This is a genomic window from Streptomyces sp. NPDC048288 (genome assembly GCF_043201555.1).
Classification (GTDB): domain Bacteria; phylum Actinomycetota; class Actinomycetes; order Streptomycetales; family Streptomycetaceae; genus Streptomyces.
Genome location: NZ_JBICZD010000001.1, coordinates 1 through 24,277, shown reverse-complemented (window position 1 = coordinate 24,277; position 24,277 = coordinate 1). Strand labels below are relative to the sequence as shown.

General features: G+C 72.8%; 20 protein-coding genes. 10 read left to right on the top strand and 10 right to left on the bottom strand.

Annotated elements, in window-relative coordinates:
* Positions 1–2 precede the first annotated feature (2 nt).
* The 6 genes from ACGFZS_RS00100 to ACGFZS_RS00075 are packed head-to-tail and all read left to right on the top strand — an operon-like array spanning position 3 to position 6,630.
* Complete coding sequence (locus ACGFZS_RS00100) at positions 3–1,295, top strand: O-antigen ligase family protein (protein ID WP_393793214.1); 1,293 nt, start codon at positions 3–5, stop codon at positions 1,293–1,295.
* Complete coding sequence (gene murJ, locus ACGFZS_RS00095; protein WP_393793213.1) at positions 1,295–2,986, top strand: murein biosynthesis integral membrane protein MurJ; 1,692 nt, start codon at positions 1,295–1,297, stop codon at positions 2,984–2,986. Before ACGFZS_RS00100 ends, murJ begins: the two co-directional genes overlap by 1 nt.
* Positions 2,970–3,734: a polysaccharide deacetylase family protein gene (locus ACGFZS_RS00090; RefSeq protein WP_393793212.1), complete on the top strand. Its 765-nt coding sequence runs from the start codon at positions 2,970–2,972 to the stop codon at positions 3,732–3,734. The genes murJ and ACGFZS_RS00090 overlap by 17 nt, the downstream gene beginning before the upstream one ends.
* Positions 3,735–4,874, top strand: coding sequence for a glycosyltransferase (locus ACGFZS_RS00085; RefSeq protein ID WP_393793211.1), 1,140 nt, complete (start codon positions 3,735–3,737; stop codon positions 4,872–4,874). It begins immediately after the preceding gene.
* On the top strand, positions 4,871–5,512 hold the full coding sequence (locus tag ACGFZS_RS00080) for a lipopolysaccharide biosynthesis protein (RefSeq protein ID WP_393793210.1): 642 nt from the start codon (positions 4,871–4,873) through the stop codon (positions 5,510–5,512). Before ACGFZS_RS00085 ends, ACGFZS_RS00080 begins: the two co-directional genes overlap by 4 nt.
* Positions 5,509–6,630, top strand: coding sequence for a GNAT family N-acetyltransferase (locus ACGFZS_RS00075; protein ID WP_393793209.1), 1,122 nt, complete (start codon positions 5,509–5,511; stop codon positions 6,628–6,630). The genes ACGFZS_RS00080 and ACGFZS_RS00075 overlap by 4 nt, the downstream gene beginning before the upstream one ends.
* Here the strand turns inward: ACGFZS_RS00075 and ACGFZS_RS00070 are convergent.
* Positions 6,627–8,045, bottom strand: coding sequence for a glycoside hydrolase family 26 protein (locus ACGFZS_RS00070; protein ID WP_393793208.1), 1,419 nt, complete (start codon positions 8,043–8,045; stop codon positions 6,627–6,629). The genes ACGFZS_RS00075 and ACGFZS_RS00070 overlap by 4 nt on opposite strands.
* 139 nt (positions 8,046–8,184) lie before the next feature.
* Between ACGFZS_RS00070 and ACGFZS_RS00065 the strand changes: the two genes are divergently transcribed.
* Entirely contained in the window at positions 8,185–9,540 is a 1,356-nt protein-coding gene (locus ACGFZS_RS00065; protein ID WP_393793207.1) for an ATP-grasp domain-containing protein, read from the top strand.
* The gene (locus ACGFZS_RS00060) at positions 9,540–10,796 is read left to right on the top strand and encodes an NAD(P)-binding domain-containing protein (RefSeq protein ID WP_393793206.1); all 1,257 of its coding nucleotides are present in this window, start codon (positions 9,540–9,542) and stop codon (positions 10,794–10,796) included. Before ACGFZS_RS00065 ends, ACGFZS_RS00060 begins: the two co-directional genes overlap by 1 nt.
* Before the next feature lie 58 nt (positions 10,797–10,854).
* On the opposite strand, the gene ACGFZS_RS00055 is transcribed toward ACGFZS_RS00060, so the two are convergent.
* The 3 genes from ACGFZS_RS00055 to ACGFZS_RS00045 all read right to left on the bottom strand — a co-directional run bounded on the left by ACGFZS_RS00055 (position 10,855) and on the right by ACGFZS_RS00045 (position 12,635).
* Entirely contained in the window at positions 10,855–11,556 is a 702-nt protein-coding gene (locus ACGFZS_RS00055; protein ID WP_393794088.1) for a chaplin family protein, read from the bottom strand.
* A 145-nt stretch (positions 11,557–11,701) separates the two neighbouring features.
* Entirely contained in the window at positions 11,702–11,929 is a 228-nt protein-coding gene (locus ACGFZS_RS00050) for a chaplin (RefSeq protein WP_359222432.1), read from the bottom strand.
* 289 nt (positions 11,930–12,218) lie between these two features.
* Entirely contained in the window at positions 12,219–12,635 is a 417-nt protein-coding gene (locus ACGFZS_RS00045; RefSeq protein ID WP_393793205.1) for a rodlin, read from the bottom strand.
* 269 nt (positions 12,636–12,904) lie between these two features.
* On the opposite strand from ACGFZS_RS00045, the gene ACGFZS_RS00040 reads away from it, so the two are divergent.
* Positions 12,905–13,318 carry a rodlin gene (locus tag ACGFZS_RS00040; protein ID WP_393793204.1) on the top strand — a complete coding sequence of 138 codons (414 nt, stop codon included), beginning with the start codon at positions 12,905–12,907 and terminating at the stop codon, positions 13,316–13,318.
* A gap of 232 nt (positions 13,319–13,550) precedes the next feature.
* Positions 13,551–13,961, top strand: coding sequence for a rodlin (locus tag ACGFZS_RS00035; protein WP_393793203.1), 411 nt, complete (start codon positions 13,551–13,553; stop codon positions 13,959–13,961).
* A 65-nt stretch (positions 13,962–14,026) separates the two neighbouring features.
* Here the strand turns inward: ACGFZS_RS00035 and ACGFZS_RS00030 are convergent, their stop codons facing one another.
* The 6 genes from ACGFZS_RS00030 to mmsA form a co-directional block, all read right to left on the bottom strand.
* A complete protein-coding gene (locus tag ACGFZS_RS00030; RefSeq protein WP_393793202.1) occupies positions 14,027–15,937 on the bottom strand; it encodes an AMP-dependent synthetase/ligase in 1,911 nt (636 codons plus the stop codon).
* A 48-nt stretch (positions 15,938–15,985) separates the two neighbouring features.
* Positions 15,986–17,497: a von Willebrand factor type A domain-containing protein gene (locus tag ACGFZS_RS00025; RefSeq protein ID WP_393793201.1), complete on the bottom strand. Its 1,512-nt coding sequence runs from the start codon at positions 17,495–17,497 to the stop codon at positions 15,986–15,988.
* 157 nt (positions 17,498–17,654) lie between these two features.
* On the bottom strand, positions 17,655–18,518 hold the full coding sequence (locus ACGFZS_RS00020; RefSeq protein WP_393793200.1) for an ABC transporter permease: 864 nt from the start codon (positions 18,516–18,518) through the stop codon (positions 17,655–17,657).
* Positions 18,515–21,160 (bottom strand): CocE/NonD family hydrolase, encoded by a 2,646-nt coding sequence (locus tag ACGFZS_RS00015; protein ID WP_393793199.1) that lies wholly within the window; start codon positions 21,158–21,160, stop codon positions 18,515–18,517. Before ACGFZS_RS00015 ends, ACGFZS_RS00020 begins: the two co-directional genes overlap by 4 nt.
* Positions 21,161–21,520: 360 nt before the next feature.
* Positions 21,521–22,918, bottom strand: coding sequence for an APC family permease (locus ACGFZS_RS00010; protein ID WP_393793198.1), 1,398 nt, complete (start codon positions 22,916–22,918; stop codon positions 21,521–21,523).
* A 330-nt stretch (positions 22,919–23,248) separates the two neighbouring features.
* Positions 23,249–24,277: CoA-acylating methylmalonate-semialdehyde dehydrogenase (gene mmsA, locus ACGFZS_RS00005; RefSeq protein ID WP_393793197.1), on the bottom strand; the 1,029-nt coding region annotated here is incomplete at its 5' end.

The following is a 24,277-nucleotide window of genomic DNA, read 5'->3' as shown; positions in this document are numbered from 1 at the left end:
CGATGAGCTTCGCACTGTCCCCGGCCCGGCCGCTGCGGCTGCCCCCGGTGCTGGCCGCGGTCGCGGTGCTCGCGGTCCTCGCGCTGCCGCTCGCACCGGGCGGCGACGGGGAGAGCGGGGCCGGACCGGCGGACGCGGTGTCCGCCCTGGTGGTGCTGTACGCAGCGCTGCGGGCGGTGCGGGAGCGGCGGCGGCCGCTGTCGGCGACGGCCGCGGTGGTGCTGGGCATGCCGGTGGTGGGACTGGCCGTCGCGGCCATGGGCGCGGCCTCGCCGGGGGCGGGACTGACCGGTCTCGGCCGCTATCTCCAGGTGTTCGTGCTGGTCCCGGCCGCGGTCGTGCTGCTGGTCCGGGACCGGGCCGACTTCCGGCTGCTGGCCTGGTCGTTCGTGGGGCTCGCGGTCTGGCAGGGCGCGGTCGGGGTGCACCAGTACGTCACCGGGACCGGGGCGTCGTACCAGGGCGAGCTGATCCGCGCGGTCGGCACGTTCGGGCCGCAGGACGTGATGGGCATGGCGACGGTCGTGTCCTTCGGGCTCGTCTGCGCGCTGGGCCTGGCGCTGGGCCGTGCGCCGGTACGGCAGCGGGTGGCGGCGGGCGCGTGCGCGCTCGGGCTGCTGCTGCCGCTGGCCGTGTCCTTCAGCCGCGGGGCCTGGATCGCGACCGTGCTGACCTGCGCGGTCCAGCTGGTCCTTGCCGGGCTGCGGCGGGCGCTGAAGGTGGCCGCGGTCGCGGTCGCGGCGGGCGTGGTGCTGGTCGGGGGCTTCGGGATCGGTACGGCGATGCTCCAGGAGCGGCTCAGCAGCATCGGGCAGGTGACCGACGCGCCGGACCAGTCGGTGGTCGACCGGTACACGTTGTGGGCGGCGGCCACCGGGATGTGGCGCCAGCACCCCGTGACCGGCGTCGGTCTGAAGAACTTCCCCGCGTACCGGGACGGGCACGCGTCGCTGGCGCTGTCCTCCGGGAGCGACACGGAGGGGGCGGGGGCGGCGTTCCGGAAGCAGCCGCTGCTGTCGCCGCACGACATGTATCTGCTGGTCCTCAGCGAGCAGGGGCTGCTCGGGCTGCTGGCGCTGGCGGGCAGCTGGCTGGCCCTGCTGGTGTGCGGGCTGCGGGGGCTGCGGCGGGTACGGGGCGGTACCGGGCTCGACTGTGCGCTGGTGGGGTGCGGGTTGCTGATCTGGCAGCTGGTCGACTTCGCGTACGCCGACATCGGGGGGCCGTCGACCGTGCTGACGGCGGTGGTGTTCGGGGTGGTGGCGTGGTGGGCGTTGGTGGGGGCGGCCGAGTAATGCAAGGGGTGCAGGGGTCGGATGTCGACCGCGGGTCGGTGGGGGCTCAGCGCGCAGTTCCCCGCGCCCCTGGGCAAGCTGCCGACGCCGGAGTTGAAGGCGCGCCGCCCACTCGTGGATTCCTCGCCAAGGCCGCCCTTGTCACCGCCGTCTTCTCCGTCGCCGGGGCGTTGCTCGGGCTCATCCGGGATCAGTCGCTCGCGCGGCTCTTCGGGGCCGGGCGGGACACCGACGCGTTTCTCGTGGCGTGGACGATCCCCGAGTTCGCCGCGACGCTGCTCATCGAGGACGGGCTGGCCTTCGCGCTGATCCCCGCCTTCAGCATGGCGCTCGCGCGGCGGGCGCAGGGGGCGGCGGGTGATCCGGTGCGGGCGCTGGTCGCGGGGACGCTGCCCAAGCTGGCGCTGGCGTTCGCCGCGGTGGGCGCGCTGCTCGTCGGGGGTGCCCCGCAGCTCGTCGAGGTGCTCGCGCCGGGACTGCGCGACCCCGGGCTCGCCGTCGACTGCACCCGGCTGACGGCGACCTGTGTGCTGACGTTCGGGCTGGCCGGGTACTGCAGTGCGGCCCTCCGCGCCCACCGGCGGTTCCTGGCCCCGGCCGCGATCTACGTCGCCTACAACGCCGGGATCATCGCGGCGATGTTCGCCCTCGGCGGGCACTGGGGCGTGCGGTCGGCGGCGTTCGGGGTCGCGGCCGGGGGCGCACTGATGGTCGTCGTACAACTTCCGGCGCTGCTGAGGCAGTTGCGGCAGAAGGCGAGGGTCAAGGCCAAGGCCAAGGCCGGGGCACGGGAGAGCGCGGCCGGCGCCGAGGCGCAGCCGCTGAACCTGGTGCTGATGGCGACCGTGCTGCTGTTCGCGCTGTGCCGGCAGTCGCAGGTGCTGATCGAGCGGTTCCTCGCCTCGCATCTGCACTCCGGGGCGATCTCGCACCTGAACTACGCGCAGAAGGTCGCGCAGATCCCGATGACGATGTCGATGATGCTGTGCACGGTCACCTTCCCGGTGGTGGCCCGGGCGCTGGCCGAGGGCGACACCGAGCGGGCCCGGCGGCGGGTGGAGCGGGACCTGTCGGTGGCGGCGAGTGTCGTGCTGCTGGGCACCGCCGTGGTGGTGGCGTGTGCGCCGCAGCTCATCCATCTGCTGTTCCAGCGCGGGGCGTTCACTCCGCAGGACACCGCCGCCACCGCCGGGGTGATGCGCGTGTACGCGCTCGGGCTGCTCGGACAGACCCTGGTCGGGGTGCTGGTCCGCTCCTACTTCTCGGCGGGCCGCGCCACCTGGTACCCGGTCGCCGCGATGGCCGCCGGGATCGTGGTCACGTCGTGGATCGGCGCCCTGACGGTCGGGTCGTACGGCGTCACGGGCATCGCCGCCGCCAACGCCACCGGCATCACCGCCACCGCCGTCCTCCTGCTGGCCGGGATGGGCCCGCGCAGTGTCCCGGTCGGTGTCCGGCGGGTGTTGGCGGAGCTGAGCCGGCCGGTGCGGGCGGCCGTGATCGCGACCGTGGTCGGGACCTTCTTCGCCCAGCGCCCGGCTGATCCGCTCACCGGTCTGGCCGCCGGGGTCACGACCGTGACCGCCGTCTTCGTCCTGCTCGGCTGGGCCCTGGACGCCCAGGGCTTCGCACCCGCACTCCGTTCCGTAGGCACCGTCACCCGAAGGCTCGCGCATGCCGTCTTCCATTGAGTCCGCCGATTCCGCCGAGCAGGTCCGGCCCGTCACGGGCCCGGTCCCCTGGGTCGCCATGTACCACTCGGTGGGCGACTGCTCCGACGATCCGTACCGCATCACCGTCGCCCCCGAACGGCTGGAGAGACAGCTGGGCTGGCTGCGCCGGCGCGGGCTGCGCGGGGTGTCGGTCGGTGAGCTGATCGCCGCCCGGGCCCGGGGCGAGGGGCGGCGGCTGGTCGGGCTCACCTTCGACGACGGGTACGCCGACTTCCTCGACCACGCCCTGCCGCTGCTCGACCGCTGGGGCTGCGGCGCCACCCTCTTCGCGCTGCCGGGGCGGCTCGGCGGCCACAACGACTGGGATCCGCTCGGCCCGCGCAAGCCGCTGCTCACCGCCGACGGGATCCGGCGGGCGGCGGCCGGCGGGGTGGAGATCGGCTCCCACGGCCTGACCCATGTCGATCTGACGAAGGCCGACCCGGCGACGCTCGCCGCCGAGACGGTGCAGAGCCGGGCCCGGCTGGAGGAGCTGATCCAGGCGCCCGTCGGCGGCTTCTGCTACCCCTACGGGACGGTCGACGGGCGGGCCGTGGACGCCGTGCGGGCCGCCGGATACGGCTACGCCTGCGCCATCGACCCCGGCGACCTGAACGGCGTCCACGCCCTCCCCCGGGTGCACGTCGGGCAGCACGACCGCGCCCCGCACCTGTTCCTGAAGTACCGGCTGCACCGGCTGCGCCGCCGTCCCGTCGAGGGGCTGTGAATGAAGGCGCTGCATGTCATCACGGGCCTCGGGGTCGGCGGGGCGGAGCAGCAGCTCCGGCTGCTGCTGCGCCATCTGCCGGTCTCCTGCGACGTCGTCACCCTCACCAACCCGGGGCCGGTCGCGCGCGGGCTGACCGCCGACGGGGTGCGGGTGGTCCACCTCGGGATGGCCGGGAACCGGGACCTGGGCGCGCTGCCCCGGCTGGTCCGGGTGATCCGGCGGGGCCGCTACGACCTCGTCCACACCCACCTCTACCGGGCCTGTCTGTACGGGCGGATCGCCGCGCGCCTCGCGGGGGTACGGGCCGTGGTCGCCACCGAGCACTCGCTGGGCGACACCCAGCTGGAGGGGCGTGAACTGACCGCCGGGGTACGGGCGTTGTATCTGGCGGGCGAGCGGCTCGGGCGGTCCACGGTCGCCGTCTCGCCGACCGTCGCCGAGCGGCTGCGCCGGTGGGGGGTGCCGGGGCCGCGGATCGAGGTCGTGCCGAACGGCATCGACCTGGAGCGGTTCCGTTTCGACCCGGCCGTCCGGCAGCGCACCCGGGCCCGGCTCGGCCTGCCCCAGGACGCCCATGTCATCGGCGGCATCGGGCGGCTCGCGCCCGGCAAGCGGTTCGACGTGCTGATCGGGGCCCTGGCCCGGCTCCCGGCCGACTGCCGGCTGCTGCTGGTGGGCGGGGGCCCGGAGGAGGGCGCGCTGCGCCGCGCCGCCCGCACGGCCGGGGTCGCCGGCCGGGTGCTGTTCGCCGGTGAGCGGCCGTACGTCTCCGACCGCGCGCACGACCCCGACCTGCCCTCCCTGGTCGCCGCCATGGACGTGCTGGCCTCGCCGTCGGCCCAGGAGGCGTTCGGGCTCGCGGTCGTCGAGGCGCTGGCGGCCGGGCTGCCGGTGCTCTACAGCTCGTGTCCGGCCGTCGAGGACCTGCCGCCCGCCGCCGCCCCGGGTGCCCGCCGGGTCGAGGGCGGGGCCGCGGCCTACGCCGAGGCGCTGGCCGCCGTCCGCGCCGCGGGACCCGGCCCGCGCACCGCGCCGGAGGCCGCCCGCCACTACTGCATCACCCGCAGCGCCGCCCAGCTCATGGACGTCTACGCGGCCGCACTCGCCACCTCACCCCAGGGAGTCAGTACGCCATGACCGAGAACCCCGTCCGAGCATCCCGCCCCTTCGCCCGCGCGGTCCGGCCCTGGTCGCTGCTGGCGGCCGGGGTCGTCGCCGGCGGCCTGCTGGGCGGCGCCTACGGCGTGCTCAAGCCCCGCACCTACACGGCGACCAGCTATGTCATCGCCGTCCCCGTCGACCGGACCGACACCGCGTCCGCGCAGGGCTTCGCGCAGGCCTACGGCCGGGTCGCCACCCAGCTCGCGGTGCTCGGGGACGCGCAGATGTGGGCCGGGGTGCCGGTGAACACGCTGCGCACCAGCGTGCAGGCGGAGACCTCGCCGGACGCGCCGATGGTCGCCGTCTCGGCCACCTCGCCGCACCCCCTGCAGGCCGCCGACATGGCGAACGCGGTGGCCCGCTCGCTCACCCGGCACGCCAACGAGACCAAGGCCGACACCCACGTCGAACTCCTGCAGTTCTCCCGGGCGCTGAAGCCGACCGCGCCCACCTCGGCGTCCCCGAAGGTGACCGGTCTGGTGGGCGCGAGCGCGGGCGGGCTGCTGGGCGGCCTGGTGCTCCTGGTGCGGCCCCGGCGCCGCGCGGAGGAGACCACCGTGCAGGCCTCCGTGCCCGGTCCCGCCGTCGCCGCCGACGTACACGGGCAGCTGTGACGACGACGGCCTACCCGACGCTCGCCGCGTACAGCACCGAACTCGTCACCGACGAGCGCGCCTTCGCCGAACTCGGTCCCGCCTGGGGCCGCCTGTACCGGCGGTGCTCCACGGCCACCCCGTTCCAGAGCCACGCCTGGCTGCACTCCTGGTGGCGCTCGTACGGAGTCCCCGGCCGGCTCCGCCTGGTCCTGGTCAGACACGGCAGTGATCTGGTCGGCGCGGCTCCGCTGATGCTGGTGCGCCGGCCGCTGCCCACGCTGGTGCCGCTCGGCGGGGCGATCTCGGACTACGCGGACGTGCTGCTCGCCGACGCCGACGACGACGGCCGGGCGGCGGGCGCCCTCACCGGTGAGCTGGCCCAGGCGGCCCGGACGGCACTGATCGACTTCCGCGAGGTGCGGCCGGGCGGCGCGGTGGAGCGGGTCTACGACCGCTGGCACGGGCCGTGCCGGAAGGTGCCCGACTCGCTCTGCCTGGAACTGCCCGCCGTGTCGATGGAGGAGCTGGTCGGCCGGCTGGCGTCGAACAAGGCCCAGCGGGTGCGTGCCAAGCTGCGCAAGCTCGGCACGCTCGGGGTGCGCCGGGACACCGTGGCACCCGACGGCGTCGACGCGGCGCTGCACCGCCTCCTGGAGCTGCACCGGCTGCAGTGGCAGGGGCGGAAGGTGACGACCGAGCACCTCCAGACGCGGTTCCAGGAGCACCTGGTGCGCTCGGTGGGGCCGATGGTGCGCTCCGGGGACGCGGTGGTCACCGAGTTCCGGCTGGACGACGAGGTGGTGGCCGTCGATCTGACGCTGCTGTCGCCCAGCCTGGCCGGCGGCTATCTGTACGGGGCGCATCCGCGGCTGCGGGAGCGCAAGGCGGACGTGGCGGTGATGCTGCTCGACGCCTGCGCCCAGCACACGGGGGCGAGCGAGCGGGGCGCGCTGAGCCTGCTGCGCGGGAACGAGCCGTACAAGCACCACTGGCGGCCCCGGCCGGTCGTCAACCAGCGGCTGCTGCTGGCCCGGCGGCGCACCGCCCCGCTGCTGACGGCGGCGCTGTGCGACGCCGCCGCCCGGCAGCGGGTCAAGGAGGTGCGGCACCGATGGAAGGAACGCCGGCCGGACTAGGACCCGGTGCGCGACCACCAGTCGAGCCGGACGCAGAGCTTCCCGCCGATCCAGTACTCGACCCAGGCGCCCAAATCCATCGGCGCGCAGTTGGCCGGGGGCGTGACGGCCGGCGTGGGGGTCGGGGCCGTGATGTCGGGCGTGGTGCTCGGGGCCGGCTTGGGGGTCGCGGTCGGCGTCGGGGTCGGTGTCGGGGTGGCGGTGTCGATGCGGCCGGAGAGGGCCGCGCGGTAGATCTTCGACGAGCGCGGGTTCGCCGAGCACTGCCAGACACCGTGCGGGCAGTAGTCGGTCACCGTGTTGTAGAGCGGCTTGTGCTCGTCCATCCAGGCGAGCATCCGCCGCATGTACTCGGCGTTGTCGCCGTTGCGGAAGAGACCCCATTCCGGATAGGAAATGGGCTTCCCGTGCGCCTTCGCGAAATCGACGTGCTGCTGAAGTCCATAAGGCTCCCGCACCTGTTCGTCGAAGGAGAGACCGGTCGGCTGGTCGTACGAATCCATGCCGACGATGTCGACCGTGTCGTCCCCGGGATAGCACTGGGTCCACGGGACGGCGTCCCGGCCCCGGCTCGGTGTGAAGTCGAACCGGAATTTCTGGCCCGGCACCGCGCGCATGGTGCTGACGATCCTGTTCCAGTATTTCTTCCAGGCCTCCGGGTCCGGCCCGCAACGATGGGTGTAGGTAGTGCCGTTCATCTCCCAGCCGAGCACGATCACGGTGTCCGGGACCCGCAGCTCCACCAGCCGTTCGGCCAGGGCCCGGAAGTGGTGGTCGAACTGCCCGGCGGCGCCCTGCCGCAGCAGCGAGCGGACCTGGAAGTCCCCGATGCCCTCCTCGTTGCGCTCCTGCATGGGCACGTTGAGGACGAACGTCCGGTCGGCCTTCTCCCGCCGCCAGTGCGCCCACACGTCCAGGAAGCCGGGGGCGCCCTCGATGTCGCTCCACCGGTTGCCGGGCAGATACGTGTGCGCCACCTTCAGCTCGGTGCCGCCGAGCCAGCTGCTCAGCTGGGCCATCCGGGCCACGCCCAGCGGACCGGAGTCGAGAAAGGCCCCGAAGGCCGGCGGCTTCGCCTTCCCGGGCACGGGGGCGGGACTACTCGCCGGTGCGGGTGCGGGACTCGACGGCACGGGCGTGGGACTTGCCGGTACGGGCGTGGGACTTGCCGGTACGGGCGTGGGGCTCGCCGGTACGGGCTTGGGGCTCACCGGCACCGGCAGGGGTGCCGCCGACGCCGGGACGGACGTCGTGGGGGTCGGAGCCGGTGTCGGGTCCGCGACCCGCGCCGCCCCCGCACCCGCGGCGAATCCCGGACCGGTGGTCAGGGTCGCCGAGGCGACGACGACCGCCGCCGCGACCACGGCCAGGCGGGACGACCGGGACCTCGGCCGCTTTCGCTGCTGCGGAGCCATGCCTGCTCCTTTCTCCATTCGCTGAGGAAGTGCCAGTTACTGACACTCAGTCATATCAATATGAATTCCGCCAGTGCGGTTGCGGCTTTCGGGTGCGCCGAACGTCCGCACGGGTGAACCGACGCAAAGGAAATGGCCTGTGTCGCTGCTAGACATCCGGGTTCCCGCGGTTCTGCTGCGGATCGACCGGAATCCCTTTCACCACGGCACTCTGGGGGCCGTCCGCTCGCTCGGCAGAGCCGGTGTGGACGTCCATGTGGTCGCCGATTCCACCGGAAGTCCGGTCCGCAAGTCCCGGTTCGTCCGGCAGCTGCATCCGCCGCCGGCGCCGGGCGCGTCCCCCGCGGAGATCGTCGCCGTGCTGCGCCGGGTGGCGGCGCGGGTCGCGCGTCCGGCGGTGCTGATCCCGATGGACGACGCGAGCGCGATCGCGGTCGGCCGGCACCGCGAGGACCTCACGCCCGCCTACCTGCTTCCGCAGCAGCCCGCCACCCTGCCCGAACGCGTCGCCGACAAGGCGGAGTTGGCCGAGGTGTGCGCGGCGGCCGGGATCCCGTACCCGAGGACGCTGGTCCCGGACAGCGCCGAGCAGGCCGCCGCCGCCGCCTGGCGGCTGGGGCTTCCGGTGGTCGCCAAGTGGAGCCGGCCCTGGCTGGTGCCGGCCGGGTCCGGGCTGCGCAGCACGGTGGTCGTCCGCTCGGCGCGGGAGGCTCGGGAGCTGTATCTGCGGACCGAGGAGGCGGGCAGCCGGCTGCTGCTGCAGGAGTTCCTGCCGCCGGGCCCGGACCGCGACTGGTTCTTCCACGGCTACGCCGACCGCACCGGGACGGTGCGCGCGGGCGGCCCCGGCCGCAAGCAGCGGGCCTGGCCGCGCGGGGCTGGCCTGACCGCGGTCGGCCTGTGGACGCCCAACCCGCAGGTGGAGGCGCTGGCCGAGCGGCTCACCGACGAGCTGGGCTTCCGGGGCATCTTCGACCTGGACTTCCGCCGCTGCGGCACCACCGGCCGCTATCACCTGCTCGACTTCAACCCCCGTCCGGGCGCCCAGTTCCGGCTCTTCGCCGACAGCGCGGGCCTGGACGTCGTACGCGCCCTGCACCTGGACCTCACCCATCGGCCGCCGGCCGCCGGGGCGCCGCTGGCGGGGCGGGCGTTCGTGGTGGAGAACTACGCGCCGCTGAGCGCGCTGCGCCCGGCCCCGCGCGGGCGGGAGCTGGCCTGGAGCGCGCCGGACGACCGGGGGCCCGGCCTGGCGATGTGGGCGCTGTGGTGCCGGCATGTGGCGGGCCGGCTCCTGGCCCGGCTGTGCCGTCCCGCGCCCGCGGAGCCCGGGGCGCACTCCCCCGTGGTCCGCCAGGCCGGGGAGCCCCCCATGACCGGCGCACCGGGCGAGGAACTCTCCGGTGTGTCCAGCCTCTCGGGTCTGCCGCTCTCCGGCCTGCCCATCGCCGGTCAGCCCGACCGGTCCGACGACGAGAAAGCGAGCAGCTGCTGATGTACGACCTGCTGGTGGTGGGCGCGGGCCCGTACGGCCTGTCCATCGCCTCCCATGGAGCTGCGGCGGGCCTGAACGTGCGGGTCTTCGGCCGCCCGATGGCGTCCTGGCGCGACCACATGCCCCGCGGGATGTTCCTCAAGTCCGAGCCCTGGGCCTCCAACCTGTCGGACCCCGAGGCGCGCTGGCGACTGGACGTGTACTGCGCGGGCCGGGGGACGGAGGCCCGGCACGGGCGGCCGATCCCGCTGGAGATGTTCGCCGACTACGGCCTGTGGTTCGCCCGCAACGCCGCCCCGCCCGTCGACGAGCGCATGGTCACCCGGGTCGCGCCCCGCACCGGCGGCTTCGAGGTGACGACGGAGGACGGTGAGACCGTGCGGGGACGGACGGTCGCGCTCGCCATCGGTGTGCTGCCGTTCGTCGAGATCCCGGCCGCCCTGCGCGGCCTCTCCCCCGACCTGGTCTCGCACAGCAGCCACCACGCCGACCTGGACCGCTTCAAGGGCCGGGACGTCACGGTGATCGGCGGCGGCCAGGCGGCCCTGGAGACGGCCGCGCTGCTGGCCGAACAGGGCAGCCGGGTCCGGGTGCTGGTACGCGCGGACCGGCTGTGCTGGAACGACGTGCCGCCGCCCTGGGAACGCCCCTGGTGGCAGTCGCTCCGCTCCCCGCACAGCGGTCTGGGCCCCGGCTGGCGCAACTGGTTCTACTCCGAGCGGCCGGGCCTGTACCGGCGGCTCGCGGAGCCGACCCGGGCACGGATCGCGGCCACCGCCCTGGGTCCGGCCGGCGCCTGGTGGGTGCGGGAGCGGGTGGAGAACGGGGTGGAGGTACTGCTCGACCGCGAGGTCACACAAGCCCGCGCGACGGCGGGCGGGGTACGGCTGGACACGGCCGGCCGCGGCGGCGGGGTGGGCACCCTGGAGACCGAACACGTCATCACGGCCACGGGGTTCACCGCCACCCGGGAGCGGCTCGGGCTGCTGGCCGAGGAGGTGCGCGGCACGCTGGTGACGGGGGCCGACGGGGCGCCGGAGGTCGGCCGGGACTTCGAGTCCTCGTACCCCGGGCTGTTCCTGGCCGGTCTCATCACGGCGGCGGGCTTCGGCCCGGCGATGCGTTTCGTGCACGGCGCCGGCTTCACCGCGGGCACGCTGGTGCGCGGGGTACGGCGGCGGCTGCGCTCGGGGCCGGCCGGCTGGACCATCCCGGCGGGCCGCACCGAGTCGGCACCGGACACGGTGCGAAGCTGACGGGCGACGGGTGCCGGGCGTTCTGGGCGTCCGGCACCCGGCTCTCCCTGCGGCGGGGCTACGGCCTGCGGGACGCGGTCCGGCCCCTGCGGTACAGGATCGTGCCGCCCGCGATCAGCGCTGCGCCGGCCGCCGAGGACGCGAGGAGGGCCTCGGTGCCGGTGTGCGCCAGGGTGGGCGGCGGTGCCTGGTGGTTCCCGCCGGGCGGGGCCGTCCGGTGCGGTGGCGTCGACGGACCGGGCGGGGTCGAGTGACCCGGAGGGCTCGGCGGGGTCGAGTGACCGGGCGGGGTGGGCGGGGTCGAGTGCCTCGGCGGGGTGGGCGGGGTCGAGTGGCCCGGCGGGGTGGGCGGGGTCGAGTGGCCCGGCGGGGTCGGCGGGGTCGACGGCGGCGGCGTCTCGTCGCAGGGGGGAGAGGACTCATCCCCGTACGGGGGCGGGGTCTCGTGACCGTACGGAGGCGGGGTCTCCCGGGGGCCCTCCGAGCCGTAACCCGAGCTGTCGTGGGGTGGCTCGTGGGTGCGGCCGGTGGCGTGCTCGTGCGACACGTTGGCACAGGAGTTGCCGAAGGCCGGGTTCAACGCGGCGGCCGCGTCGACCGAGTTGCCGCAGACGTTGACCGGCACGTTCACCGGGGCCTGCACGTTGTTGCCGGACAGGACGCCCGGCGAGCCGTTCGCGGCGCCGTTCGCTTCCGTGTCGGCGAGAGCGGGACTGGCGTACAGGGACAGAATGCTCGTCGCGGCGGCGGCCGCGAACATCCCCCTGCTGAGGCTCTGTCGCAATCTCGTTGATCTTCCTGCTTGAAGAAGTGGGAAAGCCGGCCTCGGAGCGCGGATGCGAAGGATCGACGGTCCGAGGCCGGCCGTGACGCAGCCGGGGTGCTGGTGTGCTGCGTAGGTGTCGTCAGTCGTTGACGCAGGTGTTGCCCAGCGTGGGGTTCAGCAGCGCGATGATGTTGATGCTGTTGCCGCACACGTTGATCGGCACGTGGATCGGGACCTGGATCACGTTCCCGGAGAGGACACCCGGGGAGCCGACGGCGGCACCGTGGGCACCGGCGTCCGCGAAGGCCGGGGCGGCACCGCCCAGGGCCAGGATCGCGCCGACGACGACAGCTGCGGTCTTCTTCATGAACTATCCCTTCTCTGCGGTCATGACCGTGTGACGGCCGAAACCGAGCGAGCACATCATGGAGGGCTCGCACCATGACCGGCAGGCTGTAGAACGAGGGACGGACGGCGGAAGAAACTGCGGAACATGCGCCGTCGTTCAATTCACTCGAACGCCTTCAGGGAATTGACGCGAAGAGGGGAAACGGTTCTTCAGAAAGGTTCCGCGCAGGAATTCCGAGGATTGCGACGAAAACCGCTCGGGCGACGCGTGAACACACGCCGCCCGAGCGGACCTTACGACAACGGGGTCACTGGTTGCCGACGCCGTTCGCCGACAGGGCCGAGATGTCGTCCAGGATGTGCGACAGCGGCTCGTCGCCCTTGGCCTGGGTGGAGTTCTCGGCACACTGCTGGTTCTGCGCCGCGGAGAGGATCGGCACGTCCTGCAGGACGCCGACGGCGGCGATGACACCGACCACGCTCTGGACGTTCGCCTTCGCGGGCAGACCGACGCAGAGCTTGTTCAGCGAGCCCCCGACCAGGGTGCCCTGGGGGCTCATGTTGCCCTTGGTCACCGCGTTGCCGAACGCCTCGTGGGCGCCGTTCCCGCTGGCGGAGGTGGTGCCGTGGTCGTTGCCGGTGGCAAGCGCCTGGGGGGCTGCCGCCGCCGACACACCTACGACGGACGCGGCGACCGCCGCCGCGGCCATTGCCTTCTTCAGCATTTCCTGTTTCCTTTCCCGGCTTTACGCCAAGACGGACGTTCCTGCCCGGCATCAACCGCCCGCGTCCGGAATGGTTGCGGCAGGGACCCGGCACGTCACCCGATCGGATCGACGGACCGCCCGGAATTCCCCGCGAACACTGGGCCGTCGACGGATTCGGGTATTGCCGGGCCATGGGCCATTGGAGTGAAGGGGAGCAACCAACCGGAACGCGGGCAGTTGACCAGGGCGCTCCGGTGGACGGGGTGTCCTCAGAAGGGAATTGACAAGTGATCAAGAAGGTTCTGGCCTCCGCCGCTGTCGCCGCCTCCGTCGTCGGCGTCTCGGCCGCGGCCGCCGCGCCGGCCCTGGCCACCGGCAACGACCACGGCACGACCTCCGCCAGCGGGAACGGCGCGTACCAGTCGTTCGGCAACTCCGCCACGTACGGCAACATGAGCCCCCAGATGGCGCTGATCCAGGGCTCGTTCAACAAGCCGTGCATCGGCCTGCCGGCGAAGCTGAACCTCCAGAGCCTGGTCGGCGTCGCGGCCGTCGGCGTCCTGCAGGACGTGCCGATCCTCTCCGCGCCGCAGAACCAGCAGTGCGTCGAGAACTCCACCCAGGCCAAGGGCGACGAGCCGCTGTCGCACATCCTGGACGACATCTCGGCGCTCTCCGCCAACGGCGTCAAGAACAAGTAAGTCCGCACGTCTCCCGGGTCCCTTCCGAGGGGCCCCTAGGCCGGCGGGCCGCCGACTTCACGGCGGCCCGCCGGCCTGTGTTCTGCCTGGTGCGTCCGCCTCCGGCGGGGAGTTCGTCGCTTCATCGGACTGCGCTCCGCCAAACGGGGCAAAGCACGCAACCCCGGCGGGGATCCGGCCGTTGATGATCACGCAGCTCCTCCCCGGAGTCCGCCTTTCGAAAGGGAACAACATGAAGAAGCTGTGGGCAACCGCGGCCGTCGCCGCCACCGTCGCCGGTTTCGCCGCCACGGCCGCCCCCCAGGCTCTGGCTGTCGGCAACGACAACGGCACCACGTCCGCGAGCGGCAACGGCGCCAAGTCGGAGTTCGGCAACTCGGCCACGTTCGGCGACATGAGCCCGCAGCTCTCGCTGGTTCAGGGCACGCTGAACAAGCCGTGCATCGGCCTCCCGGTGAAGGCGAACATCCAGAGCCTGGTCGGCGTCGCGGCCGTCGGCGTCCTGCAGGACGTGCCGATCCTCTCCGCGCCGCAGAACCAGCAGTGCGTCGAGAACTCCACCCAGGCCAAGGGCGACGAGCCGCTGTCGCACATCCTGGACGACATCTCGGTGCTCGCGGCCAACGGCGCCGGCAACAGGTAGTCCCAGACGTTCCGCGGGCGGCGGGTCACCGGTTCCTCCGGTGGCCCGCCGCCTTCGTCGTGCGGCTACTTGCGGTAGAGCGCCTCGATCGCGTCGGCGTAACGGGTGGTCACCGCGTGCCGCTTCACCTTCAGGGACGGGGTGAGCAGGCCGTTGTCCTCGGTGAACTCGCCCTCGACCAGGGCGAAGGCGCGGATCGACTCGGCGCGGGAGACGGCCTCGTTGGTGTGGTCGACCGCCTTCTGCACCTCGGCCCGCATCCGGTCGTCCCGCACCAGCTCGGACAGCGGGGTGTCCGGGGGCAGCTTCCGTACGGACAGCCAGTGGGCGACGGCCTCCGGGTCGAGGGTGATCAGCGCGGCCACGAAGGGCCGGTTGTCGCCGACCACCAGGCACTGGCCGACGGGCGAGCGGCTGCGCAGCCGGTCCTCCAGGACGGCCGGGGAGACGTTCTTGCCGCCGGAGGTGACCAGGAGGTCCTTCTTGCGGCCGGTGATGGTGAGATAGCCGTCCGCGTCGAGCGAGCCGAGGTCGCCGGTCGCGAACCAGCCGTCGGCCGGGAGGACTTCGGCGGTCGCGGCCGGGTTGTTCCAGTACGACCCGAAGACCACCGGCCCCTTGATCAGCACCTCTCCGTCGTCGGCGATCCGGACGGCCGTCCCGGGGATGGGCTGCCCGACCGTGCCGGGGCGGGGTGCCAGCGGCGGCACGATGGTGGCGGCGGCGCTGGTCTCGGTCAGGCCGTAGCCCTCGTAGACGACGATCCCTGCGGCGTGGAAGAACAGGTTGAGGTCGCGGTCGAGCGGGGAGCCGCCGCTGATGGCGTACCGCATCCGGCCGCCGAGTTCCTTGCGGACGCGCCGGTAGACCAGCAGGTCGTACAGCGCCCAGGCCGCGTACAGGCCGGGCCCGGGGCCCTTCCCCGTGCCGAGGAACTTCCGCAGGTAGGCCTCGGCGAAGCGCACGCCGATCCGCTCGGCGCGGTCGAAGGACGCGGCGCGCCCGATCTTCTCGGCCGTCGCCCGCCCGGTGTCATGGATCTTCTCGAAGAGGTACGGCACCCCGACCAGGAACGTCGGCCTGAACTCCCGCAGCGCGGGCCGCAGTTCGTCCGGCTTGACGCTCGGGAAGTGGCCCATCTCGATCCGGCCCATCAGGCACGCGATCTGGAGCGTGCGGCCCAGGATGTGGGCGAGCGGCAGGAACAGCAGGGTGGAGGCGGTCTGGCCGGTGACCGCCTGGAAGACGGGGTGCAGCAGCTCGACCGTGTTGGCGGCCTCGGCGTGCAGGTTGGCGTGGGTGAGGACGCAGCCCTTGGGGCGGCCGGTGGTGCCGGAGGTGTAGCAGACGGTGGCGACCGTGTCGGGGGTGAGCGTGGCGCGGCGCTTGGCCACCTCCTCGGCCGGGACGTCCCGGCCGAGGGTGGTCAGGTCGGTGACCGCGCCGGCCGCCAGCTCCCAGATGCGCGGGGGCTGTTCGTGGGCGGCCGTGCCGGTGGTGACGGTGGCCGTGTTCTCCGGGGTCTCGGTGACGACGTGCCGGGCGCCGGAGTCCCGGACGATCCACTCCACCTGGTCCGCGGAGGAGGTGGGGTAGACCGGGACGGTCACCCCGCCCGCCGCCCAGACGGCGAAGTCGAGGACCGTCCACTCGTAGCGGGTGCGGGACATCACCGCGACGCGGTCGCCCGCGGCGAGGCCTGCGCCGATCAATCCCTGGGCGACGGCGGTGACTTGGGCGGCGAAGTCCGCTGCGGTGACCGGGCCGTCGGGGCGCCGCAGAGCCGTGGCGTCGGGTTTCTCGGTGGCGTTGGCGTAGGGGAGGTCCGCGAGGGAGCCGGTGGTGAGGGGTGGGGCCAGGTGCTCCCGGCGCACCTCCCGCACGACCCCGGCCTCGTCCTTGATGACCTCGACCTTGCCCCGGTCGGCCAGATCGGTTCGTTGACGTGCTCGTTTGAGGTCGCTGCGTACGCTCATGGGGCGTCAACTTACTCAGAAGTAAGGGTTGGTCAATGGTTTTCGCGCCTAGAGGGGCGCTGCCTCGCTGATCGCCGTTGAAAGGTCGGCGACGTCCTTGTCCTCGGTCGCCTTCGCCAGAGTCGCCGCCCTCGACTGGAGGCTCCTGAGACTCGGTGCTCCCGGGATGGCGTACTCCCCGTCCGCCAGCGCGTCCGCGAAGTAGGCCGCCACCGCTGTTACTTGGAAGCGGGGGGAGGCCGTCCAGACCGAGTCGTGCAGGGCGTCCGTCTCCATCGAGCCGGTGTTCTCGTGCGGGGTGCGGGTGGTGGGGTCGAGCCAGCGGACCGTGGCCGTGGCGAGGTGGCCGTCGGTGTCGGGCCGGGTGCGGACGGCGTAGAGGGCGGTGACCGTGTGGCCGGGGCCGACCTCGCCGCCGTCGACGCGGTCATCGCGGAAGTCCTGGTCGGCGACCTTGCGGTCCTGGTAGCCGATCAGGCGGAACTCGGCGACGGTGTGCGGGTCGAAGGCGACCTGGGCCTTGGCGTCGCGGGCCACCAGGTCGATGTTCTGCGGGAGTTGGCGGCAGAAGACCTCGGTGGCGGTCGCGGTGTCGGAGACGTAGGTGGTGTGGCCGTCGCCCTTGTCGGCGAGGCGTTCCATCAGGGCGTCGCCGTAGTCGCTGCCGACTCCTATGCCGAACAGGGTGATGCCGTAGGCCCGGCGGTCGCCGTCGATGCGTTCGAGGATGGCGTCGGGGTCGGTCCGGCCGTCGTTGGCGAGGGCGTCGGAGATCAGGACGACGCGGTTGGTGGCGTCCTTGCGCAGGCCCTCGACGGCGGTGGCGTAGCCGGTCTCGACGCCTTCGCCGAGGTTGGTGGAGGAGAGGGCCCGGAGGCCGTCGACGGCGTCGTGGATCTCGGCGCGGTGGCCGCCGAGGCGGGTCATCGGCAGGACCGTCTCGGCGTGTTCGCTGAAGGTGACGAGGGCGACCGAGTCGTCGTCGCGCAGCCGGTCGGTCATCGTGTCCAGGGACTTCTTGGCGAGGTCCAGGCGGCCCGGTTCGTCCATGGAGCCGGAGACGTCGATGACGAAGGTGAGGGCGGCCGGCGGGCGGTCGTCGGCGGACTCGCTGGGGCGGGTGGTGAGGCCGACGCGGACCAGGGACCAGTCCGGGCTGCTGGTGCGGGCGCCGTCGACGGTGACCGTGAAGCCGTTGTGGTCGGGGGTCCGGTAGTCCTGGCGGAAGCTGTTGACGAACTCCTCGGGGCGGATCGTCGAGGGGTCCGGGCGGCCGCCGTCGGCGAGGGTGCGGCGGGCGTAGCCGTAGGAGGCGGTGTCGACGTCGAGGGCGAAGGTGGAGAGGTGGTCGGAGGAGCGGTCGGAAGGGTCGGAGCCGGCGGACGGGGTGGCTTCGGCGCCCTGGGCCCGGGACGGGGCGGGGGCCGGGAGGCCGGTGTGGTTCGGGCCGTTGTAGTGGCTCTCGTCGCCGGCGCCGCAGCCCGTCAGGAGCAGGGCCCCTGCCGTGGTGAGGGCGAGCAGTGCGCCGTATGTCTGTCGTCGGGTCGGGTGTCGGTCCATCGTCTGTGCCCCCTGTGCCGGTCGGAGTCGACGTCCTGACGTGTCGTCGACTGTGACGGCGCAGGGGGCCGGAACGTGCGCCCCGATGCGTTGCGGATGAATCTCGAACCGGCCACGGACCAGGGGTTTCGAGGCCGGAGGGAGATGGTCCGGTGACCTAGGAGACGATGTCCTTGCGGGCGAAACCCCGGAAGGCCAGGGCGAACAGCACCAGGGCGTACGTTATCGAGACCGCCGTGCCCTGGATCATGCCCGACCACTCCAGGTGGGGTTGTACGGCGTCCGCCCAGGCGAACTGCCAGTGGGCGGGCAGGAAGTCGCGCCAGTGGCCGAGGGCGGTGACCGCGTCGAGGACGTTGCCGACGATGGTCAGGCCGACGGCGCCGCCGACCGCGCCGAGGGGGGCGTCGGTCTTGGTGGAGAGCCAGAACGCCAGCCCGGCGGTGACCAGTTGGGACAGGAAGATGTACACGACGACGATCGCCAGGCGCTGGGCGGCGGTGCCGGTGTCGAGTGCGCCGCCGGTGGGGATCTGGAGGGGTCCCCAGCCGTAGGCGGCCGTGCCGACGGCCAGCGCGACCAGCGGCAGCAGGATCATCGCGGCCAGGCTGAGGCCGAGCGCGACGACCAGCTTGGACCAGAGCAGCCGGGCCCTCGGCACGGGTGCGGCCAGCAGATAGCGCAGGGAGGACCAGCTGGCCTCCGAGGCGACCGTGTCCCCGCAGAACAGGGCGACCGGGATGACCAGCAGGAAGCCCGCCGACACGAACAGGTTGACCGCGGCGAAGTTGGCGCCGGAGGCGGTGGCCGTGTCCAGGAGGGTGACCTGGCCGTTCTGCTCGCCCGGCTGGCCGCCGATGGCGAACGCGATCAGCAGCACGAACGGGAGGACGGCGAGGATCCCGCCCATCGCCAGGGTGCGGCGGCGCTTGAACTGGCGGACGAGTTCGACGCGCAGCGGCAGGGTGCGGCCCGCCCGGTAGCCGGAGGCGACCGCGGCTCCCTCGGTGAGCGTGCTCATGCGGATCCTCCGATCAGGGTCAGGAAGGCGTCTTCCAGGCGGCGGTGGGGGCCCACCGACGCCACGGGCACGTCGAGCCGGACGAGTTCGGCGACCAGGCGCGGTGCGCTGCCGCCGGGCTCCATGCGGACCAGGAGGCCGTCGTCGGTGCGGGTCACCGAGGCGATGCCGGGCAGCGCTGCGACCTTCTCCACGACCGGCTCCTCCACGGGTACGGAGGTGCCGACGAGGAGGGTGTCGCCGGAGCCGACGATCTGGGCGACCGGGCCGGCCTGGATCAGCCGGCCCCGGTCCATCACCACGAGGTGGGTGCAGGACTGCTCGACCTCGGCGAGGAGATGGCTGGAGACGATCACCGTGCGGCCGGCGGCCGCGTAGCGGATCATCACCTCGCGCATCTCGCGGATCTGCGGCGGGTCGAGGCCGTTGGTCGGTTCGTCGAGGATGAGCAGGTCCGGCAGGCCGAGCATGGCCTGGGCGATGGCGAGGCGCTGGCGCATGCCCTGCGAGTACGTGCGGACCGCGCGGGCCAGCGCGTCGCCGAGGCCGGCGATCTCCAGGGCCTCGGCGAGGTGGGCGTCCTCGGCCGGCCGGCCTGTGGCCTGCCAGTAGAGCTCCAGGTTCTCCCGGCCGGACAGGTGGGGCAGGAAGCCCGCGCCCTCGACGAAGGCGCCGACACGGGAGAGGACGGGGGCGCCCGGGCGGATGGCGTGGCCGAAGACCCGGATCTCGCCGTCGTCGGGCTTGATCAGGCCCATCAGCATGCGCAGGGTGGTGGTCTTGCCCGCGCCGTTGGGGCCGAGGAGGCCGAGGACCTGGCCCTTCTCCACGCGGAAGGACAGCTCGCGGACGGCGTACCGGTCCGTCGAGCCCTTGTAGCGCTTGCTCAGGTCCGTTATCTGGAGCGGGACTTCGGCCAGCTCCGGGGCGGGGGCCGGGCCGGCGGCCCGGCGGCGGCCGGTGACCAGCAGCGCCAGGGCGGCGAGCGCGCCGGCCGGCGGCAGCCACCACACCCAGGCGGGCAGCGGTGCGGCGGCCGTGTCCACCTGGGGCGCGGTCGGCACGCTCAGGGCGCCCTTGAGGGAGACCGTGTAGGTCGCCGGGGCGGTCGGGGAGGCGTAGCCGAGGTCGGTGGAGGCGAGGACCAGGCGCAGCCGGTGGCCCTTCTGCACCTCGTGGTCGATCGCCGGGAGGGTGATCGTGACGTCCTGGCCGGCCTTGGCGTCCTCGACGCGGATCGGGGCGACCAGCTGGGAGGGCAGCACCTGTTGGCTGCCGTCCGGGCCGACGTCGTACACCTTGCCGAAGAGCACGGCGTCGTCGCCGGTGGAGGTGAGGTGGACGGTGGCGGTGGGGGTGCCGGTGATCTGCACGTTGTCGGTCATCGGTGCCGAGTCGAAGCGGGCGTACTGGCCGGGGAAGTCCAGGGAGACGCCGACGCCGAGGGAGGAGAGCTGGGAGAGGCCGCCGCCGCCGAGGCCGGGCAGCGCGGAGACGCCGGGCGGGCTGGCGCCGGCCGGGTTATCGACGCGCTGGGTGCCGCCCTTGAGGGCGATGTTCTTCCGGTCGCTCTCCAGGCCCGGGTAGCTGTCGGCGGTCGCGCCCCGCAACTGGGCGGCGCCGTCGGTGGAGTCGACGCCGCCGGTGCGGGTGATCCGGAAGGCGGGCCCGGTGTCGGTGGCCTTCTCCCCCTTCAGGTACCGGTCGAACCACGAGGTCACCCGGCCCTCGACGCGGCTGGTCTCCAGGTCGCCGCCGTCGTGGCCGCCGGCGATCCAGTCGACGTCCACGGGGGCGCCGTTGGCCTTGATCGCCTTCGCCGCCGCGTCGGACTGGGAGAGCGTGAAGAGGGAGTCGGTCTGGCCCTGGAAGAGGAGGGTCGGCACCTTGACGCGGCTGCCGACGGCCGACGGTGACCGCTCCTCGAGGAGCTTGACGGCGGCGGCGTCCGGCTTGCCCGACTCGGCGACCCGGTCGTACATCTGGCACAGCGCCGGCTGGAAGTTGGCGCAGCCGCCGCCGGTGTTGAAGAAGATCCCGGCCCACAGCTTCTTGAAGACGCCGTTCGGGAACAGGGCCTCGGCGAGGTTCCAGTACGTGATCGACGGGGCGATCGCGTCGACGCGGCTGTCGTAGGCGGCGGTGAGCAGCGAGATCGCGCCCCCGTACGACCCGCCCGCCATGCCGACCCGCGGGTCGCCGGCCTTGTCCAGCTCCACCTGCGGCTGCTTGGCGAGCCAGTCGATGAGCCGGGAGACGTCGGCGACCTCGCCCTTCGGGTCGTTGAGGCCGATCTTGCCGGTGGACCTGCCGAAGCCGCGCGCGGACCAGGTGAGGACCGCGTAGCCGTCGCGGGCGAGGTGCTCGGCCTCGGCGCGCATGTCGTCCTTGCTGCCGCCGAAGCCGTGGGCGAGGAGGACCGCGGGGCGCCGGCCGGTGCCGGACGTGGTGAAGAACGAGGTGTCCAGACGGACCCCGTCCACTGCCATCACCTGGTCCGTGCTGTGCACCGGGGGCGGGTCGTCGGAGGCGACGGCCGTCCACGTACCGGCGCCGACGAGCACGACGACGGCGGCCGCGGCGGCGAGGAGCCGTCGCGGCCGCCGGAGCAGGGCTCGTAGGCCGGGGGGTCGAAGATCCATGCTTCAACGGTACGGGGCGGCACCGACATACGAGGCCGACGGTGGGGTGAACCCCGAGCCATCCCTCGGGAGTACGAGGGTGTCGCCACGTACTTCGAGCGCGGTACGACGCCTGCCCCCCGACGTCCGCCGCCCCACCCCACCTCGCCGGCCCGTCCCGTTTCCCGCCGCGACGGCGATCAGCCACGACGGCGCAATTCGGCGGTGCCGAACCGGGCAGTGAGCACCCGCGGGCCGGTGGGGGCTGGTCGCGCCCGCGCGGCGGCAGCCGCAAATCGATACAGCCCCGCGCCCCTGGGCCGGCTGCTCTGCCCGGTGTTCAGCCCGCGCCCCTGACGGGGCGCTGCAGTCGCCCCCCCGTTAAGGCTGGACGTCCTCCGGGATCGAGACGACCCAGTGGGTTTCCTTGCGGGGGCGGAGGTAGAGGGCCCAGTAGAGGGTGGCGGCGGCGGTGATGCCGCCGGTCCAGAGGAGGTAGGTGGTTTCCTGCTGGGTGAGGATGTAGGCGAGGACGGCGATGAGGAGGACGGGCATGGCGGGCCAGAGGGGCATCCGCCAGGCGGGGGTGTGCTTGTGGTGGCCGCGGCGGGAGAGGAGCGCGGCGACGGCGACGAGGAGGTACATGCCGGTCACGGAGACGCCCGTCACGCCGTAGAGGGTGTCGAGGTTGACGAAGCAGAGCAGGGCGCCGGGGACGCCGACGGCGAGGGTGGCGACCCAGGGGGAGCCGAAGCGGCCGAGGCGGGAGAGGGCGCTGTTGACCGGTGCGGGCCAGGCCTTGTCGCGGGCCGAGGCGAACAGGACGCGGGAGTTCTGGATGACCATGACGATGCCCGCGTTGATGATGGCGAGGGCCACGCAGAGGCTGACGAAGGTGCCGACAGCCGAGTTGGACCAGGCGGTGACCATGGAGCTGATGTCGCCGCCGGTGAGGGACTTGAGGTCGGTCGCGCCCATGGTGATCGCGGCGACCGGGACGAGGATGATCACCGTGGAGATCGCGAGGGTGGCGAGGACCGTGCGGGCGACGTTGCGGCGCGGGTGCTCCAGTTCCTCGGAGAGGTAGACGGCCGTCGAGAAGCCCTGGGTGACGAAGAGGGCGATGGCGAGGCCGGAGACGACCAGCATGGCGGTGACCGTGGTGGTGTGGCCGCCCGTGTCCGCGACCTGCATGGAGGTGAGGCTGCCGAGGCCGCGCTGGCTGTGGGAGAAGCCGAGGACCGCCACCACGCCCGCCGCGATGACTTCCAGGACCAGGAAGATGCCGGTGATCCAGGCGTTCGCACGCAGGTCCAGCAGGCCCGCGAGGGTCGCGAGGAGCATCACGCCGGCGCCGGTCATGGCCGGGTCGAGATGGACGATCGGGGCGAGGTAGTCGGCCGTGCCCATGGCGATCACCGGGGGCACGATCATGACGACCAGCAGCGAGAGGACGAAGACCAGCCAGCCGGCCAGGCGTCCCGCCAGCGTCGACACCATCGCGTACTCGCCGCCCGCGCTCGGGATGAGGGTGCCGAGCTCGGAGTAGCAGAACGCCACGGCGATACAGAGGAGGGAGCCGATGGCGATCGTCAGGGCGGTGGCGGTGCCGAGGGAACCGAACAGGTCGGGGACGACCACGAAGAGCGTGGAGGCCGGGGTGACGCAGGAGAGGGTCAGTAGGGTGCCGCCTACCACTCCGATGGAGCGCTTGAGCGTCTTGGGGCTGTCGGACGCCTCTGCGACGGCGGTCTCGACAGGGCGGAGTGTGTCGGTCATGCGGCGGTTCCGATCGGCTTGTGCGGATGCCTCCGGCGGTTGGGCTGTGCTGCATGGAACCGCGACGAAAACCGCTGCGTCAATGGCTGTTTACCTTCGGATTCCGTACTCGTAAAGCGACCGACGTCACATCACTTTCTTAGGGGTCGGAAGTCGAGATGGGCAATCATCAAGCCCCCTGCGTGCATGATCTTGCATTCGAAGGTCATGCGGTGGCGGGGCCTAAGCCACCCGTTTCATCCCCCCAGAACGAGAACCGCAGCACCGCTGACAAAAAAAGTTGAGGCCGTCCGATATCCGGACGGCCTCAACAGGGTCGGGCGGTGACGCTCAGTGGTTGCGCGGGAAGCCCAGGTCGACGCCCTCCGGGGCCTCGGAGGGGTCGGGCCAGCGCGTGGTGACGACCTTGCCGCGGGTGTAGAAGTGGGTGCCGTCGTTGCCGTAGATGTGGTGGTCGCCGAAGAGCGAGTCCTTCCAGCCGCCGAAGCTGTGGTAGCCGACGGGGACCGGGATCGGCACGTTCACGCCGACCATGCCCGCCTCGATCTCCAGCTGGAAGCGGCGGGCGGCGCCGCCGTCCCGGGTGAAGATCGCGGTGCCGTTGCCGAACGGCGAGCGGTTGATGAGGGCGACACCCTCCTCGTAGGTGTCCACGCGCAGCACGCACAGGACCGGGCCGAAGATCTCGTCCGTGTAGGCCTTGGCGGACGTGGGGACCTTGTCCAGGAGCGAGATGCCGATCCAGTGGCCGTCCTCGAAGCCCTCCACCGTGTAGCCGGTGCCGTCCAGGACGACCTCGCAGCCCTCGGCCGCCGCGCCCTCGACGTAGGAGGCGACCTTGTCGCGGTGCACGGCCGTGATGAGGGGGCCCATCTCGGACGTCGGGTCGTTGCCGGGCCCGATCTTGATCTTCTCGGCGCGCTCGCGGATCTTCTCCACCAGCTCGTCGCCGATCGCGCCGACCGCGACGACCGCGGAGATGGCCATGCAGCGCTCGCCCGCGGAGCCGTAGGCGGCGGAGACGGCCGCGTCGGCCGCCGCGTCCAGGTCGGCGTCCGGGAGGACCAGCATGTGGTTCTTGGCGCCGCCGAGCGCCTGGACGCGCTTGTGGTTCGCGGCGGCGGTGGTGTGGATGTAGCGGGCGATCGGGGTGGAGCCGACGAAGGAGACCGCCTTGACGTCCGGGTGCTCCAGGAGGCGGTCGACGGCCACCTTGTCGCCGTGCACGACGTTGAAGACGCCGTCCGGGAGACCGGCCTCGGCGAGCAGCTCGGCGATCTTGATGGCGGCGGAGGGGTCCTTCTCCGAGGGCTTCAGCACGAACGTGTTGCCGCACGCGATGGCCATCGGGAACATCCA